General features: G+C 73.4%; 14 protein-coding genes. 8 read left to right on the top strand and 6 right to left on the bottom strand.

Features of this window, described 5'->3' with window-relative positions:
• Window positions 1–149 precede the first annotated feature (149 nt).
• From F4692_RS07205 to F4692_RS07185, 5 genes are all read left to right on the top strand, one after another.
• Window positions 150–3374 (top strand): ATP-binding protein, encoded by a 3225-nt coding sequence (locus tag F4692_RS07205; RefSeq protein ID WP_179618876.1) that lies wholly within the window; start codon window positions 150–152, stop codon window positions 3372–3374.
• 77 nt (window positions 3375–3451) lie between these two features.
• Entirely contained in the window at window positions 3452–3988 is a 537-nt protein-coding gene (locus F4692_RS07200) for a GNAT family N-acetyltransferase (RefSeq protein ID WP_179618875.1), read from the top strand.
• Window positions 3989–4047: 59 nt separating this feature from the next.
• On the top strand, window positions 4048–4776 hold the full coding sequence (locus F4692_RS07195; RefSeq protein WP_179618874.1) for an SURF1 family protein: 729 nt from the start codon (window positions 4048–4050) through the stop codon (window positions 4774–4776).
• Between the two features lie 9 nt (window positions 4777–4785).
• Window positions 4786–5166, top strand: a complete 381-nt coding sequence (locus F4692_RS07190) for a DUF3817 domain-containing protein (protein ID WP_218858174.1) — start codon at window positions 4786–4788, stop codon at window positions 5164–5166.
• A complete protein-coding gene (locus F4692_RS07185) occupies window positions 5163–5879 on the top strand; it encodes a siderophore-interacting protein (RefSeq protein WP_308645193.1) in 717 nt (238 codons plus the stop codon). Before F4692_RS07190 ends, F4692_RS07185 begins: the two co-directional genes overlap by 4 nt.
• 95 nt (window positions 5880–5974) lie before the next feature.
• Here the strand turns inward: F4692_RS07185 and F4692_RS07180 are convergent, their stop codons facing one another.
• Entirely contained in the window at window positions 5975–6784 is an 810-nt protein-coding gene (locus F4692_RS07180) for a hypothetical protein (RefSeq protein ID WP_179618873.1), read from the bottom strand.
• 139 nt (window positions 6785–6923) lie between these two features.
• On the opposite strand from F4692_RS07180, the gene F4692_RS07175 reads away from it, so the two are divergent.
• Both F4692_RS07175 and F4692_RS07170 read left to right on the top strand, forming a co-directional pair.
• Window positions 6924–7436 carry a peptidylprolyl isomerase gene (locus F4692_RS07175; RefSeq protein WP_179618872.1) on the top strand — a complete coding sequence of 171 codons (513 nt, stop codon included), beginning with the start codon at window positions 6924–6926 and terminating at the stop codon, window positions 7434–7436.
• A gap of 36 nt (window positions 7437–7472) precedes the next feature.
• Complete coding sequence (locus F4692_RS07170; RefSeq protein ID WP_179618871.1) at window positions 7473–8438, top strand: rhomboid family intramembrane serine protease; 966 nt, start codon at window positions 7473–7475, stop codon at window positions 8436–8438.
• Between the two features lie 333 nt (window positions 8439–8771).
• On the opposite strand, the gene F4692_RS21750 is transcribed toward F4692_RS07170, so the two are convergent.
• Window positions 8772–9224: a cell division protein CrgA gene (locus tag F4692_RS21750; protein ID WP_179618870.1), complete on the bottom strand. Its 453-nt coding sequence runs from the start codon at window positions 9222–9224 to the stop codon at window positions 8772–8774.
• A gap of 92 nt (window positions 9225–9316) precedes the next feature.
• Here F4692_RS21750 and F4692_RS07160 point away from each other — a divergent pair, with 92 nt between their 5' ends.
• Window positions 9317–10069, top strand: a complete 753-nt coding sequence (locus tag F4692_RS07160) for a DUF881 domain-containing protein (protein WP_179618869.1) — start codon at window positions 9317–9319, stop codon at window positions 10067–10069.
• 122 nt (window positions 10070–10191) lie between these two features.
• Here F4692_RS07160 and pknB read toward each other — a convergent pair whose 3' ends face one another.
• From pknB to F4692_RS07140, 4 genes are read right to left on the bottom strand one after another with little or no spacing between them, the layout of a single operon-like run.
• The gene (gene pknB / locus F4692_RS07155) at window positions 10192–11991 is read right to left on the bottom strand and encodes a Stk1 family PASTA domain-containing Ser/Thr kinase (RefSeq protein WP_179618868.1); all 1800 of its coding nucleotides are present in this window, start codon (window positions 11989–11991) and stop codon (window positions 10192–10194) included.
• Window positions 11988–13550: a serine/threonine-protein kinase gene (locus tag F4692_RS07150; protein WP_179618867.1), complete on the bottom strand. Its 1563-nt coding sequence runs from the start codon at window positions 13548–13550 to the stop codon at window positions 11988–11990. The genes pknB and F4692_RS07150 overlap by 4 nt, the downstream gene beginning before the upstream one ends.
• Entirely contained in the window at window positions 13547–15007 is a 1461-nt protein-coding gene (locus tag F4692_RS07145; protein WP_179618866.1) for a peptidoglycan D,D-transpeptidase FtsI family protein, read from the bottom strand. The genes F4692_RS07150 and F4692_RS07145 overlap by 4 nt, the downstream gene beginning before the upstream one ends.
• Window positions 15004–16404 carry an FtsW/RodA/SpoVE family cell cycle protein gene (locus F4692_RS07140; protein WP_179618865.1) on the bottom strand — a complete coding sequence of 467 codons (1401 nt, stop codon included), beginning with the start codon at window positions 16402–16404 and terminating at the stop codon, window positions 15004–15006. The genes F4692_RS07145 and F4692_RS07140 overlap by 4 nt, the downstream gene beginning before the upstream one ends.
• Between the last annotated feature and the right edge of the window lie 18 nt (window positions 16405–16422).

Below are 16422 nucleotides of genomic sequence, written 5' to 3'. Positions count from 1 at the left end.
GGGCCCCGACCCGAGGGCACCCTCGCGGACACGTGGGGCGGTTGTGGCCCCGGCGCGGGGCGTACGAGGGCAACGCCGCGGACACGTGCGGCGGTCCTGGCCCCGCCGGCTGCAAGCGAGGTGCAAGGCGGACGCGGCACGATGGGGCCATGGCGAGCGGAGTGCCCCCGGGGAGCGACCCGACCGAGACCTCGGCGCCGTCGGTCCGGCTGCGGGTCCTCGGCCCCCTCGAGGTGGAGGGACCTGACGGCCGCCTGGACCTCGGTTCGTCCCGCCACCGAGCGGTGCTGGCCGCGCTGGCGGTGGACGCCGGCCACGTGGTGCCGGCCGAGGTCGTCGCAGCCCGGGTGTGGGGCGAGGAGGACGCCGCGGCGAGTGCCGGCAACCTGCACGCGCTGGTCTCCCGGTTGCGCGGCCGGCTGCGCGCGGTGACCGCCGCCCCGGTGGTCGTCACCCAGTCCTCGGGCTACCTGCTGGCGACCGACGCCTGCGAGGTCGATGCGATCGTCGTGGGTCGGCGGATGGCCTCCGCACGCCGGATGCTGGCCGAGGGCGACGTCGCCGGCGCCCATGACTCGGCCGCGGACGCGCTCGGGCTGTGGCGCGGCCGCCCCTACGCCGACGTCCCCGGCGACTTCGCCCACCTCGAGGCCGACCGGCTCGCCGAGCAGCGGCTGGCCTGCCATGAGCTGGTGGCCGAGGCCGCGCTGGCGCTGGGACGCCACGAGCAGCTGCTCGACACCCTGCCGACCCTCGTCGCCGACCACCCGCTGCGCGAGTCGCTGCACCGCGCGCTGATGCTCGCTCTCTACCGCGCCGGCCGGCAGGCCGACGCCCTGGCGGTGTACGACCGCGCGCGCCGGGCGCTCGCCGAGGAGCTGGGCATCGACCCGGGCCCCGACCTGCAGCGGTTGTGGCAGCGCATCCTGCGGCAGGACCCGGCCCTCGACGACACGGTCGCTCCCCGGGCCGTCGCCGCGGGGTCCGTTGCCGTGGTCCCTCCGCCCGTCCCTCCCACCTCTGCGGCCCCGGTCGCCGAGCCGCTGGTGGGGCGTACGGACGAGCTGGCGCGGCTGGTCGGGCTGGTGGACGAGGCTGTGGCCGGCCGGATGACCTACGGCTGCGTCGTCGGGGAGCCCGGCATCGGCAAGTCCCGGCTGGTCGACGCGCTGGCCGATCAGGTCGCGCAGCGACCGGAGCCCGCCCTCGTCGTGCGCGGCACCTGCTGGGACGACGAGGGGACCTCGCCGCTGTGGCCGTGGGAGCAGGTCCTGACCGCGCTCGTGGAGCTGGTCGGACCCGACGCCGCCCGGGCCGCGACCGGCGCGGTGCCGGGCGCGACCGACGCGCTGGCCGTGCTGGTCCCGGCGCTCGCCACGGAGGCCCGGGGAGGAACCACCTGGACGACCGACGACCCCGACCGGGCACGGCTGCGGCTCTTCGACGCGATCGCGCGGCTGCTCGACGTGACCTCGCTCGAGCGCCCGGTCCTGGTCGTGCTCGAGGACGTCCACGACGCCGACGAGGAGTCGGTCGCCCTCCTGCGCTACCTCAGCCGCGCCCGCCGGCCGGGGCGGGTGTGCGTGGTCGCCACCACCCGCGACGTCGACGGCGGCCCCGCGGTCGACGTGCAGGCCTCTGTCGGGCGGTCCGGCGGCACCGTCCTGCCACTGCGGGGGCTGGACGAGCCCGACGTGGCCACGCTCGTCGAGCACCACCTCGGCTCCGAGCTGCGCGCCGGGGTCGCCGCCGCGTTGCGCGAGCGCACGGACGGCAACCCGTTCTACCTCGTCGAGCTCACCCGGTTGCTGGCGCAGGAGCGCAGCGCAGGCGGCCGGGCGGACGTGCCCGTCCCGCGCACCGTGTCGGCCGTGGTGGAGGGGCGGCTGCGCGGTCTGCCCGCAGATGACCGCGAGGTCCTGGGTGCGGCCGCGGTGCTCGGTCGCGAGGTCGACCTCCCGCTCCTGCAGGAGGTCCTCGGCCGGCCGGCCGACGTGCTGGCGCCGGCGCTCGACCGGGCCACCGCGGCAGGGCTCCTGGTGGACGCCGGGCCCGGTGTGCAGGGCTTCAGCCACGCGCTCGTGCGCGAGGTGCTGGAGGGCTCCGTGGGTCCCGTCCGGCGCGCGACGTGGCACGCCCAGGTCGCGGCAGCGCTCGTACGACGGCACGGTGACGCGGAGCAGCACGCGGCGCGGGTCGCGCACCACCACCTGAGCGCCGGTGCCGTGGGGGATGCCGGCGCGGCCGTGCGCGCCGCCGTACGCGCCGCCGACGTCGCCGAACGCCGTGCCGCCCCCGGCGACGCCGAGCGGCTGCTGCGCGCCGCCCTGACCGCCGTGCCCCGCCTCGCCCCGACCGTCGGTGAGCCGCTCGAGCTCGACGTGCGGATCCGGCTGGCGGCGCTGCTGTCACGCCGGCTGGGCTACGACCACCCCGACGTGGCGGAGCACCGGTCCCACGCCCTCGAGCTGGCCCGCCGCTGCGGGAGCGCGGAGCAGCTGCTGGCCGGGTTGTGGGGCGCCTGGGGCTCGGCCCTCGTCCGCGGAGCGCTGGGCGAGGCGGACACGCTGCTCGCCGACCTCGAGGCCGCGGCCGCTCGTACGCGAGAGCCGTGGCTGGAGGTCGCAGCAGCCCAGGCCGTCGGTCAGGTACGACTCCTGCAGGGCCGCCTCGGCGAGGCGCGCGAGCACCTCGAGCGCGGCATCGTGCTGGTCGACGACCTGCCCCCGGCACCGCTCGACGTGCTGGTGCAGGACCCGTCGGCAGCCCTGCGCGGCTGGTTGACCCTCACCCTCACGCTGCTCGGCGCGCCCGAGGCGGCCGAGACCGCCCGCTCCGCCCGTCAGGTGCTCGACCGGATCGACCATGCCTACACGACCGTCTACGTCGAGCTCCTGCTCGCGTGGAGCGCGGTGTGGCGCGCCGACGAGGCGGAGGCACGACGTGCCGGCGACCGCGCCCTCGACGTGGCGCGGAGCTCGGGCGCGGACCAGTTCGCCGTCTTCGGCCTGCCCCCGTCGGCGTGGGCGCTCGCCCGCAGCGACGCGTCCGGAGCGACGGCCACGGCGCTCGAGCAGGTCGGCGCGACGGTCGCGCGCTACGTCGAGCCGGGGCACCACATGTTCGGCACCCTGGTCGCAGCGGTGCACGCGGACCTCCTGCTGCGCGCCGAGCGCCCCCGCGAGGCGCTGGCGGTGCTCGAGCGCGCGGTCGTGACCGCGCGCGAGGTGGGCGAGGTGCTCGTCCTCCCGCGCCTGCTCGAGCTCTCCGCCGAGGCGTCCGACGCACTCGGGCGAGCGGAGGAGGCCGGCGCCAGCCGGCACGAGGCGCGCCGTACGGCCGCTGCGCAGGGGGCGCGGCTGTGGTCAGCCTGACGCAAGGCATCGACAAGGACGTTGCGGGAGCGTGGTCCTGCCGGCCCACCGAGGGCCACCGACGAAGAGGAGATCCGATGACCGAGACGACGACCTGGCTGCCCCGCGGGTGGGACCACCCGACCCGCGTGGAGCTCGCCACCGGCCATCACCTGCGGCCGATCCACCCCGACGACACCGACCTCGACATGCCTGCCGTGATGGGCTCGCGCGAGCGCCTGTGGGAGACGTACGGGGAGGCCTGGGGGTGGCCGCCCGCCGACATGACGGCCGAGCAGGACCGGGAGGACCTCCAGCACCACTGGGACGAGGCGCAGGCCCACCTGTCCTTCAACTACGCGCTCCTCGACGCGGACGAGACCGAGCTCGTCGGCTGCGTCTACATCGACCCCACCGACAAGCCCGGCGCCGACGCCGACATCTCGTGGTGGGTGCGCGACGAGCACGTCGGCACCGAGGTGGAGCGGACGCTGGACGCGTTCGTGCCGGGGTGGATCGCCCGCGAGTGGCCGCTGCGCGCGCCGCGCTACGTCGGGCGCGACCTGACCTGGTCGGAGTGGCTGGCCATCCCGCGCACGCCCGCGCCGACGCTCGAGGACCTCTTCGGCGCCTGAGGGGGTCGAGGGCACGGCCGGGGCGCGAGGCTCACCGCCCGGCTGGGAGAATCGGGGCCGTGACCGCCCCCCGCCGACCCGGCCTGCTGACCGACCTCGGCGCAGCGGCCCTCGCGCTGGTCCTCGTCGGCCTGGCCGGGATGCTCGGGAAGTGGCAGTACGACGCCTGGCAGGCCCATCGCGACGCCGAGGCGCTCGACCTCACCGGCGCGACGCCGGTCCCGTTGACGGACGTGATGGGCGGCGACGACCCGTTCCCGGCGCCCGACCTGGGGCGGCCGGTCGAGGTGTCCGGGGAGTGGCTCGACGGCGGCTTCTGGGTCGCCGACCGCGACCAAGACGGGCAGCCGGGCTACTGGGCCGTGGCGCCGCTGCACGTCGACGAGTCGGCCGTGCTCGTCGTCCGCGGCTGGGCGCCCGAGCCCGACCCCGACCTGCTGGCCGTGTCCGGGACGGCCGAAGTCGTCGGGTGGCTGCAGCCGCCCGAGGGCACCCTGGTCGTCGACGACGACCCGGACGACGACGTCTTCCCCGAGATCCGGGTCGCCGACGCGGTGCAGCGCGTCGACATCGACCTCTACTCCGCCTACGTCGTGAGCCAGGAGCCCGGTCCGGGACTCGACGACGCCGAGCTCGAGGCGCTGCCCGAGCCCAGCCGGTTCACCGGGATCCGCAACCTGCTCTACGCCTTCGAGTGGTGGGTCTTCGGCGCCTTCGCGGCGTTCATCTGGTGGCGCTGGCGCAAGGACGCCACGACCGACGAGCTCCCCCCACCCCCGTCCGGATAGGTTCACCCCGTGTCACGCACCCTCCTCGCCTACCGCGTCATGGCCACCGTCGTCGGTGTCCTGCTCGTGGTCCTCTGCCTCGTCGGCGTCCCGCTCGCCAACTTCGACGGATCTCCCATGTGGGGCGTCTTCGACAGCACGCCCGCGTGGGTCAGCACCGGCTCGACGGCCCAGGAGGTCGGTGAGGCGATCACGACCTACCTCGGCGTCGCCCACGGCTGGCTCTACATGATCTTCCTGTTCTGCGCGTTCCTGCTCTCGCGCCGCGCGCGGTGGGACCTCCCCTTCACCCTCGTGACGCTGGTCTGCGGCACCGTCCCGGTCCTCTCGTTCTGGGCCGAGCACCGCGCGACGCAGCGTGCCCGCGCCGAGCACCCCGAGCTCGCGTGAGCACACGCCTGGTCGTCACCTCCACCGAGGACCTGACCCCGACGTTGCGTCGGGTGTGGTTCCGCTCCGATGACCTCTCGGCGTTCGCCGGCAGCGCGTTCACCGACCGCTACGTCAAGCTCGTCCTCCCCGACGCCGTACGCACCTACACCGCGCTGCACCCCGACGTGGAGGCCGGCACCCTCGCCATCGACTTCGTCCTCCACGGCGACAGCGGCGTCGCCGGGCCGTGGGCGCGCCGCGCGCAGCCGGGCGACACCCTCACCGTCAACGGGCCGGGTGGTGCGTACGCCCCCGACCCCGGCGCCGACGCCCACCTGCTCGCCGGCGACGAGTCGGCCGTACCTGCCATCTCGGCCGCGCTGGCGGCCCTCCCGCCGGATGCCGTCGGGATCGCCCTCGTGCTGGTGGACTCGGCCGACCACGAGCCGGCCCTCGACGCCCCGGTCGGTGTCGAGCTCCGCTTCCTGCACCGTGACGGCAGCGACGAGCAGCTCAGCGACGCCGTACGCGCCTGGCCGTGGCCGGAGGGCAGGGTGCAGGCGTTCGTGCACGGGGAGGCGCAGGAGGTCATGCACGCCGTCCGGCCCTACCTGCTGAAGGAGCGCGGCCTGCCGCGTGCCGACGCGTCGATCTCCGGCTACTGGCGGCGCGGTCGGACCGAGGAGGGCTTCCGCGAGTGGAAGTCCGCCCTCGCGGCCGCCGAGGCCTGACCCCCGCCGATCGCCGCGACCACCCTCGGACGCACGTCGAGCGCGGTCGGGACCGGGTCCCGACCGCGCTCGACACGGCGTGGTGTGGCTGGCGCCTAGCTCTTCCTGGGCACGTCGTCGATGTCGATGACCTCGGCCGGCTCGTCCGGCGTCGTGGCCTCGTGCGGGTCCTCCACGGCGTCGCTGATCGCCTCGCCGGGGGCACCGCCACCGATGTCGTCGGTCGCCGGGGGGTCCACGGTCACGACGTCGTCGGCCGTGACCTCCTCGGGGAGCGGGTCGGTGAGCGGGTCGCCGCCCGCTGCCGCGCCGGTGGACGCCGCGCCGGCGGTCGCCGCGCCCGCGGTGGCGGGCGGGGTCGTGGCCTTCGGCGGTGCCGGCGGGACGTAGGTCGACTGCCAGTTGGCGTCCGCGTCCTGCTTGCCCTTGAGCTTGCTGAACACGAAGCCACCGAGGGCGAGCAGGCCGCCGATCAGGAACAGCTTCTTGAGCCGGCCGCCCTTCGGCTCGGGCTCGATCCCGCGGAGCTCGTTGACCTTCGCGGTCGCGAGGTCGCGACCCTCGGCGGCGCGCTCGGAGGCGAGCGCCGCGGCGACGGCGGCCTTGTCGGCCGCGGCGGCACGGGCCTCGGCCAGCAGGGGCGCGGCCTTCTCCCGCGCCTCGGCGGTCTTGGCCGCGGCGAGGGTGGCCCCGGCGGCAGCGGCGCCGCTGGCGCGCGTACGACCCTCGTCGATCAGCGGGGCGGCCTTGTCACGGGCGTCGGACAGGGCCGGGCCCGCCTTCTCCACGGCCTGGTCCCACGCCTGCTCCAGCTGGGGGATGACGGTCTCGGTGACGGTCTCCGAGAGCTGCTCGACATAGTCGTGGGCGCGGTCCACGAGGGACTTCTTGCGGCCGAAAGGCATGCGTGACCTCCTCAGTCAGTGTGTCTCCATCTCACCATGCCCCCCAAGGGGCGGCCAGCCCCTCCCGGGTGGTCGGCCCCGCGTGGGTGCCGCGTGGCAGGATCGACCCGCACACAGACATCACTCGAGAGGCACTTCCATGGCCGACCCCAAGGCGACCTTCAAGACCAACCGGGGCGACATCGTCGTCAACCTGTTCCCGAACCACGCGCCCGAGACGGTCGACAACTTCGTCGGCCTCGCCGAGGGCACCAAGGACTACCGCGACGACGCCGGTCGCTCGGGCGAGAAGTACTACGACGGCCTCGGCTTCCACCGCGTCATCGACGGCTTCATGATCCAGGGCGGCTGCCCGCTCGGCACCGGCACCGGCGGCCCGGGCTACACGTTCAAGGACGAGATCCACCCCGAGCTCGTCTTCGACAAGCCCTACCTGCTCGCGATGGCCAACGCCGGTCCCGGCACCAACGGCTCGCAGTTCTTCATCACCGTGGCCGCGACGCCGTGGCTCAACCGCAAGCACACGATCTTCGGCGAGGTCGCCGACCAGGCCAGCCGCGACGTCGTCGACGCGATCGCCACCACGTCGACCGGTGCGATGGACCGCCCGTCGGACCCGGTCGTGATCGAGTCCGTGACGATCGAGCGCTGACGCGCCGACCACCGTCGCACCACTGATCCACAGCCGATGACCCAGCCGCCCGAGGGGCCGACTGCGGACCAGACCGCGGCCGGGGTGCCGACGTGCTACCGGCACCCCGACCGCGAGACCTGGATCCGTTGCCAGCGCTGCGACAAGCCGATCTGCCCCGACTGCATGCGGGACGCCGCCGTCGGCTTCCAGTGCCCCGACTGCGTCAAGCAGGCGAACAAGGGCTCGCGCCAGAACCGGGCGATGTACGGCGGTGAGCGCAGCGGCGACCCCCGGCTGACGACCTTCGTCCTCATCGGCATCAACGCCGCCGTCTGGCTCCTCATCACCGCCACCGGCGGCCGGCTCTCCCGCGTGGCCGACTGGCTCGCGCTGGCGCCCACCGGCAGCTGCGGGTCGACCTCGACGCCGGAGCAGTACTACCCCGGCATCCCGACCTCGCAGATCTGCACCGGCTTCACCAACGGCGACGGGTTCTGGAAGGCCGGCGTGGCCGATGGCGCGTGGTGGCAGCTGATCACCACCGCCTTCACCCACGTCGAGATCTGGCACGTCGCGATGAACATGTTCGCCCTGTTCATCTTCGGACCGGCCCTCGAGGGCATCGTCGGTCGCGCCCGGTTCCTCGCGATCTACGTCGTGGCCGCGCTCGCCTCCTCGACGCTGGTGCTCTACCTCAGCGATCCCGACGGCTCGACCGTCGGCGCGTCCGGCGCCCTCTTCGGGCTGCTCGGCGCCCTGCTCGTGGTCGCCCGCAAGGCCAGGCTGGACTCCCAGTGGCTCGTGCAGAACCTCGTCCTCGGCGTCGTCATCACCGTCGTCGGCTGGAGCTCGATCTCGTGGCAGGGCCACCTCGGCGGGTTCCTCGGCGGCGCCGCCTGCGCCGTCGTCATCGCGTACGCCCCTCGCGCGCGCCGCGCGCTGGTGCAGTGGGCGGGCGTGGGCCTGCTCGTCGTGCTGCTGCTCGCCCTGGCGTTCGTCCGCGCGACGGCCCTCGGCTGACCGCCCCGGATTACCCACAGGTGTGCACACATCTGTGGACAACTACACCGGTGTAATTCTCCACAGCAGTTCTCCACAGTGTGGAAATCGGTCGGTGCCTTCGAGCCCGTGGAGGAATCCCCGGGCGACCGGGGATCGCTGACGTTGTCGGCCTCTGCAACGCCTGACAACGTCAGCGAAAGCCTGACAACCCCCGGGTGCGTCGCGAGCGCCGGGATTGGACCTGAAACGACTCGAGCGGTGAGAGAGACGCCTTCCCTTCCCCAGGAAGGCGCCTCACTCACCGCTCGAGGCGACGAATGCTGGTGGCCGGTGGACGGCCGCGGGAGAAACCTACTCCCACTTGGTGGCGAAGCTGAACCCGACCGCCATGAACGCGATGCCGACGACGAGGTTCCACTGGCCGAGGTCGTTCATCACCCACAGCTTGGACAGGTCGTCGGAGAAGACGTAGAAGGTGCAGATCCACAGCAGGCCGACCAGGAAGCAGCCGAGCATGCCGACCACGACGCCGCGGCCGCGGCCGAGCGGGGTGGACGGGTGGGCCGACACCATCAGGCCGAGCATGAGGGCGCCGAAGCCGATGAGGTAGTTCCAGCGACCGAGGTCGGCGATCGCCTTCGGGCTGCCCTCGACGGGCGGGAAGGCGAGCGGGTTGCCGCGCGGACCGACGTAGTAGTACGCGATCCAGGCGATGCCGGCGACGACGAGCAGCAGGGCGACCAGGAACCTGACGGTGAAGAGCGAGGTCTTCTCCCCGGTGGTGATCGTGGTGGACTTCGGCACTGCTGCTCCTGGGGCTCGGCTGCGTGGGTCCCGGTCGCGACGGCGCCGGTCACGGGCGGCTCGGCACCCGACGGGGGGTTAGCGTAGTCGCCATGCGGTCGCCGTCCCACTCGTCCCCCGGGCGCCGCCGCGTCTGGCGGGTGGCGACCCCGCTGGTCGTGCTGCTCAGCGGCGCCCTCTTCGCCGTCAGCGCGGAGCAGAGCGACGGCCTCGACCTGCGTGGCGGACGGCTCACCGACCTGGCGTCGGTCGTACGCGCCGAGCGCGACGAGGCGGCCGACCTGACCGCCCAGGCGGCTGCGCTCAACGCCGAGGTGGAGACGTTGAGCACGCGGCTCGGCGACCGGTCCGTACGCCGCGTGCAGGACGAGGTCGCCACCCTCGTCGACCCCGCCGGCCTGACCGAGCGCAGCGGCCCGGCGGTGCAGGTCACGCTCGACGACGCGCCGTTCGAGTCCCGCGAGGCCTACGAGGGGGACCCGGCCGACCTCGTCGTGCACCAGCAGGACATCCAGGCGGTGGCCAACGCGATGTGGAACGCCGGCGCGACGGCCGTGACCATCCAGGGCCAGCGGCTCATCTCCACGACCGGGATCAAGTGCGAGGGCAACCAGGTCACCCTCCACGGGATCCCCTACTCGCCGCCCTACGTCATCGTCGGGATCGGCGACCAGCTCGCGCTGCAGACCGAGCTGTCCATCGACCCGATCCTCGCGACCTACCGCGACTACACCCTGATCCCCGGCGGCAGCGTCACCTGGGACATGGTCCCGCTCGAGTCCGCGGTCGCACCGCCCTACGAGGGCCTGCTGGACCTGACCTACGCCACCCCGATGCCGGAGTAGGTGCTCTGCACCCGAGTTCCGGGGTCATCGGTCGAGATCTCCACCTGTGACCCCGGCGGTCACCGGACATCCGGTGACCGCAGCCCCGCAACCACAGCCCCGGGGATCGGGGGCCCCGGAGCTCAGGGGCGCCGCGGCGCGGTCGTCGTCGGCGTCTCGGTGGGCGTCGGGGGCGTCTCGGTGGGCGTCGGCGGGGTCTCCGTCGGGGTCTCGGTGGGCGTCTCGGTCGGGGTCTCGACCGGCTCCTCGTAGGCCGAGACGAAGATCGTGACGGTGGCGCCCTGGTCGAGGGTGCCGCCGACCGGGATCTGGTCGACGACGGTGTTCTTGGGCTCGGTGGACGCGGCGTCGGTGCGCACGTCGGCGACGAAGCCGGCCGCCTGGATCGCCCGCTCGGCCTCGCGCTGCATCATCCCGCGCACGTCCGGCACCTTCTCGGGACCGTCGGAGAACACGATCGTGATCGTGGTGTCCTCGGCCACGGAGGTGCCTGCGGGCGGGTTGGTGCTCAGGACCTGGTTGCGCGGCTCGTCGGAGTCCTCCTCCTGGAAGCGCACCTTGAGGTTGCGCTCCAGCATCGCGGCCCGCGCCTCCTTGCGGAGCGTGCCGACGACGAACGGGACCTCGACCTCGGGACGGCCGAGCGAGATCACGAAGCTGATCGAGGTGCCGGGGTCCTGGAAGGTGTCACGGTTGGGGTCCTGCTCGATGACGATGTCGGGCTCGACCGTCTCGGACGGCTCGCGGTCGACGCGGCCGACCTCGAAGCCCTTGTCGACGATCGCGAGGCGCGCCTCGTCCTCGGTCATCCCGACGAGGTTGGGCACGGCGGTCCGCTCGGGCGCGTCCTCGAAGAGCAGGCCGTTGAGGACGTACGCCCCTCCCGCGAGCAGCGCCACGACGAGGATGCCGACGAGCACCCACATCCCGGTGCGGCTGCGCGAGGGCTCGTCGCGCCGTGGCGGCGGGGCGGCGGCGGCCATCGCCGAGGTGGCGTCGGCCGGGGGGACGGGGGGTACGTACTGGGTGTCGACGGGCGGCGGCACGACGGCCGGCGCCTGGATCGGGTGGCCGGCGAGGTAGCGCTCGATGTCGGACTTCATCGCGGCGGCGCTCTGGTAGCGGTCCTCGACGCGCTTGGCGAGCGACTTCATCACGATGGCGTCGATCTCGGGGTCGAGCTCGTCGTCGAGGTCCGACGGCGGGGCGGCCTGCTCGCGCACGTGCTGGTAGGCCACCGCGACGGGGCTGTCGCCGACGAAGGGCGGTCGGCCGGTGAGGAGCTCGTAGAGCAGGCAGCCGGTGGAGTAGACGTCGGAGCGCGAGTCGACGGTCTCACCGCGAGCCTGCTCGGGGGAGAGGTACTGCGCGGTGCCGACCACGGCCGCGGTCTGGGTCATCGTCGACGACGCGTCGGAGATCGCGCGGGCGATGCCGAAGTCCATCACCTTCACGTCGCCCGAGGGCGTCAGCATCACGTTGCCGGGCTTGATGTCGCGGTGGATGATCCCGGCGCGGTGGCTGTAGTCGAGCGCCGACAGCACTCCCGCGGTGATCTCGAGCGCGCGCTCGGGCAGGATCTTGCGGCCCTCGCGCAGGATGTCGCGCAGCGTGCGCCCCTCGACGCACTCCATGACGATGTAGGGCTGGGCGACCCCCGAGCCGTCGGTCGCCATCTCCTCGCCGGTGTCGTAGGTCGACACGATCGCCGGGTGGTTGAGCGACGCCGACGACTGCGCCTCGCGGCGGAAGCGGGCCTGGAAGGTCGCGTCGCTGGCGAGGTCGGTGCGCAGCCGCTTGACGGCGACGTTGCGGCCCAGGCGCAGGTCCTTGCCCTTGCGCACCTCGGCCATGCCTCCACGCCCGAGGAGCTCACCGAGCTCGTAGCGGCCGCCGATCAGTGTCGGCTCCGACTGCGTCATCGCTTGCTGCCACCCTTCTCGTCCTTCGGACCCGGGCCGCCGGATCCGCTGTTGCCGGGCCCGCTGCTGTCCGAGCCGCTGCCACCGGGACCCTCGGGGTCCTGGCCGGGCGGCACCTTGGCCCAGAAGCCGACCGTCACGGCGTCGCCCTCCTGCAGGCTGCCGCTGGGCTCGACCGAGTCCACGATGCCCTCCGGCTGGTCACCGGGGTTCTCCAGCTCGAGGGGCTCGGGCTGCAGGCCGAGGTCGCGCAGCTCCTTCTCGACGTCCTTGTGGTCGCGGCCGACGTAGGCGGCGGGGTCGACCTCGACCGTCGTCGGCTCGGGCTTCTCCGGCGTCTCCGGCGGGCCGGCGGTCTCCTCCGGAGTCTCCTGCGTCTCGTCGGGGGTCTCGTCCGGGGTCTCGGCCGACCCGGTCGGCGAGGACGCCGAGGGCTCGCCCGTCGATCCGGTCGGCTGGTCGTCGCCGTCGCGGGTACCGAGCCAGACCGCGAGCAGGACGGCCGCCGCCACGGCGACCAGCCCGATGATCGTCGGCCACGGCACCGACCGGCGTCGCGCAGGCGGCGCTGCGGTGGGGGTCGGCACGGGCGTCGGGGTCGGTGCGGGCGTCGGGGCCGGCGTGGCCGCGGGCATGACCTGGGTCGTCGACGCCGACGCGGCGGGAGCCGCGGCGGGCGTGACGGCGGTGGCGGCGTCCGCGCCGGCGGCGGCGGCGCGAGACGGCTCGCGCAGGGCCCGGGCGAACGCCCGCCCGTCGCGGAACCGCTCCTCCGGCGCCTTCGCCAGCGCGCGGCGTACGACCGCAGCGAGGTCGGTGGGCACCGAGGCGGGCAGCTCGGGCACGGGGTTGCGCAGGTGGGCGATCGCGGTGGCGACCGGGGTGTCGGCGACGAACGGCTTGCGGCCGGCGAGGCACTCGAACGCGACGACGCCGAGGGAGTAGACGTCGGACGCCGCCGTCGCCGTGCGGCCCTCGGCCTGCTCGGGGGAGATGTAGGCGGGGGTCCCGAGGACCTGTCCGGTCTCGGTGAGCGCCATCGCCTCGGCGGCGCGGGCGATGCCGAAGTCGGTGACCTTGACCTGCCGGTCCGGGGTGACGAGCAGGTTGGCGGGCTTGACGTCGCGGTGGACGATCCCGGCGTCGTGGGCGACGCCGAGCGCGTCGCCGGCCTGCGCGAGCAGCTCCGCGGCGACCGCCGGGTCGAGCGGCGCGTCGGGTCGCAGCAGCGCGGAGAGGGGCTGTCCCTCGACGAGCTCCATGACGAGGTAGGGGCGGGGCGTGCCCGAGCCGTCGTCGAGCGAGGCCTCGCCGAAGTCGAAGACGGCCGCGATCCCCCCGTGGTGCAGCGACGCCGCGTGCCGGGCCTCGGTCGCGAAGCGCGTCCGGAAGCGGGCGTCGTCGGCGTACTCGGTCTTGAGCACCTTCACCGCGACCGGCCGGTCGAGGACGCTGTCGCGCGCCGCCCACACCTCGCCCATCCCGCCGGTGGCGATGCGCGACTCCAGGACGTAGCGGTGCGCCCCGTCGACGGCGCCGCCGGGCACGAGCGCGGTCACCGGTTGATCACCGCCTCCATGATCGCCTTCGCGATCGGGCCGCCGAGGCGGCCGCCGGCGATCTCGTCGCGCGAGGTGTCGCTGGACTGCACGAGGACGGCGACCGCGACCTGCGGGTCGTCGGCGGGCGCGAAGGAGACGAACCAGGCGTACGGCGGGCGCTCGGGCGTCGACTGGGCCGTGCCGGTCTTGCCGGCGACCTCGACCCCCGGGATCTGCGCCGGGGTGGCGGTCCCGGAGTCGACGGTCGCGACCAGCATCTTGGTCAGCTCCTCCGCGGTGGTGCTGGAGATGGCCTTGCTGATGCTCTGCGGGTCGGTGCGGTCGAGGACGGACAGGTTGGGCGCGCGGACCTCGTCGACGACGTAGGGCCGCATCACGTCGCCGTCGTTGGCGATCGCCGCGGCGACCATCGCCATCTGCAGCGGCGTCGCGGTGACGTTGGACTGGCCGATGCCGGACATCGCGGTCTGCGGCGGGTCCATGTCGCGCGGGTAGAGCGACTCGGCCTGGCCGCCGAGGTCCTCGAGCGAGGTGTCGTTGAAGCCGAACTTCTCGGCCTGGTCGGCCATCGCCTCGACGCCGAGGTCGTTGGCGAGGCTGAGGAAGGTGACGTTGCACGAGACCTGCATGGCCTGCGTCATCGTGATCCGGTCGCCGCCGCAGTTGCCGCCGTCGTGGTTGCGGATGACCGCGGTGGACTGCGGCAGCTTGAACTGGAAGCCACCCGGCACCATCGAGTCCGCGTCGTAGTTGCCGGACTCGATCGCGGCCGCCGCGGTGACGAGCTTGAAGGTCGATCCCGGCGGGAGGGTCGTGCCGGTCGCGCGGTTGATCAGCGGGTCGCGCGGGTCGTCGTTGAGCTGCTCGCTGATGTCGCGGACGGCCCCGAAGTCGTGCGAGGCGAACTTGTTGGGGTCGAAGGTCGGCGTGGACGCCATGGCCAGCACCCGCCCGGTGGTGGGCTGCAGCGCGACGACGGCACCCTGGGCGTCGCCGGGCAGCGCCTCGAGGCCCTCCCACGCGGCGTCCTGGGCAGCGGCGTTGATGGTCAGCTGGACGTTGCCGCCCTTGGGGTCGCTGTTGCTCAGCAGGTCGACGAGCCGGGTGACGAACAGGCGCGAGTCGTCGCCGGAGAGCACCTCGTTCTGGGAGCGCTCGACGCCGGTCTGGTCGTACCAGGAGAAGTAGCCGGTGATCGGGGCGTACTTGAACGGCTGGGAGTAGGTCCGCTGGAACTTGTACTTGTCGTCGGACGGCACGCTGCGCGCGATGGCGTCCTTGCCGACCAGGATCGCGCCGCGCTCGCGGGAGAACGTCGCTGTGATGACCCGGCGGTTGTTGGGGTCCTCCGACAGCGCGTCGGAGCGGACGTACATGAGGTAGGTGGCGTTGACCAGCAGCGCGAGGAAGAGCAGCAGGCAGAAGACCGAGACGACGCGGATGGGCTTGTTCACCGGAGCTTCACCACCTGGGTGCTCTCGCTGTCGGCGACCGAGTCGTCGACGGGCTCGAGCCGCGGCGCGGGCCGGCGGGCCTGGTCGGAGATGCGGAGCAGCAGTGCGATCACGACCCAGTTGGCGACGAGCGAGGAGCCGCCGTAGGAGAGGAACGGTGTGGTGAGGCCGGTGAGCGGGATCAGGCCGGTGACGCCACCGACGACCACGAACACCTGCAGCGCGATGATTGCGCCGAGGCCGAGCGCCATGAGCTTGCCGAAGCCGTCGCGCGAGATCAGCGCGATGCGCAGCGCGCGCTCCACGATCAGGCCGTAGCAGAGGACGATCGCCATGACGGCGGTCAGGCCGAGCTCCTCGCCCACGGTGGACAGGATGAAGTCGGAGTAGGCGAACGGCACGCGCTCGGGGAAGCCGTTGCCCAGGCCGCGGCCGATCAGCCCGCCCCAGCCCATGCCGAACATCGCCTCGACCGGCTGGAAGCTGGTGCCGGGGTAGTAGTCCATCGGGTGCAGCCAGATGTCGAAGCGCCGCTGCACGTTGCCGACGAGCGTGTACGCCGCGAGCGCGCCGGCACCGAACAGCAGCCCACCGACCACGAGCCAGCCCGGGCGTTCGGTGGCGACGTAGAGCATCGCCAGGAACAGGCCGAAGAACAGCAGCGACGAGCCGAGGTCGTTCTGCAGGACGAGGATCATCATCGAGACGCCGAACATCGCGAGGATCGGACCGAGGTCGCGGCCGCGCGGCAGGTCGATGAACAGGATCCGGTTGCCCGCCAGGGCGAGGGCGTCGCGGTGCAGGACGAGGTAGCCGGAGAACGCGATCACGAGCAGGACCTTGGCGACCTCGCCGGGCTGGAAGCTGAAGCCGACGACGTTGATCCAGATCCGCGCACCGTTGATCTCGCGGCCGATGACCGGGAGGAACGGCAGGATCAGCAGCACGATGCCGAGCAGGCCGGCGGTGTAGGTGAAACGCTGCAGCACCCGGTGGTCGCGCAGCAGGAAGAGCGTGGCCACGAACAGGATCACGCCGAGGGTCATCCAGGTCAGCTGCTGGCGCGCGAAGGTGTGCTGGTCGAGGCCGTTGGCCTCGTAGGTGAGGTCGAGGCGGCGGATGACGGCGAGCCCGAGCCCGTTGAGGGCCGCGACGAGGGGCAGCAGCACCGGGTCGGCGTACGGCGCGACGAGGCGCACGGTCACGTGGGCGCCGACGATGAGGGCGGTCAGCCACCCGCCGTAGCCCACGAGGTCGGCGGGGACGACGCCCTCGACGCCGAGGCCGACGGCGGCGTACGCCCCGATGCCGACCATCAGGGCGAGCACGAGCAGGAACAGCTCCGCGCCCCGGCGTCGCCGGTGCACGAAGCCCATCAGGGTCCCGGTCTGACTCATCCTCGTCCGCCCGTCACC

Source organism: Nocardioides cavernae, from assembly GCF_013410035.1.
GTDB lineage: Bacteria > Actinomycetota > Actinomycetes > Propionibacteriales > Nocardioidaceae > Nocardioides > Nocardioides cavernae_A.
The sequence above is the reverse complement of the archived record's forward strand: the minus strand, read 5'-3'. Positions and strand labels throughout refer to the sequence as shown.

What these genes read in the sequence shown, in the direction of transcription:
- F4692_RS07170 (WP_179618871.1), top strand. Translation starts at nt 7,473, where the DNA reads ATGACCCAGCCGCCCGAGGGGCCGACTGCGGACCAGACCGCGGCCGGG.
- F4692_RS07175 (WP_179618872.1), top strand. Translation starts at nt 6,924, where the DNA reads ATGGCCGACCCCAAGGCGACCTTCAAGACCAACCGGGGCGACATCGTC.
- F4692_RS07140 (WP_179618865.1), bottom strand. Translation starts at nt 16,404, where the DNA reads ATGAGTCAGACCGGGACCCTGATGGGCTTCGTGCACCGGCGACGCCGG.
- F4692_RS07200 (WP_179618875.1), top strand. Translation starts at nt 3,452, where the DNA reads ATGACCGAGACGACGACCTGGCTGCCCCGCGGGTGGGACCACCCGACC.
- pknB (WP_179618868.1), bottom strand. Translation starts at nt 11,991, where the DNA reads ATGACGCAGTCGGAGCCGACACTGATCGGCGGCCGCTACGAGCTCGGT.
- F4692_RS07160 (WP_179618869.1), top strand. Translation starts at nt 9,317, where the DNA reads ATGCGGTCGCCGTCCCACTCGTCCCCCGGGCGCCGCCGCGTCTGGCGG.
- F4692_RS07180 (WP_179618873.1), bottom strand. Translation starts at nt 6,784, where the DNA reads ATGCCTTTCGGCCGCAAGAAGTCCCTCGTGGACCGCGCCCACGACTAT.
- F4692_RS07205 (WP_179618876.1), top strand. Translation starts at nt 150, where the DNA reads ATGGCGAGCGGAGTGCCCCCGGGGAGCGACCCGACCGAGACCTCGGCG.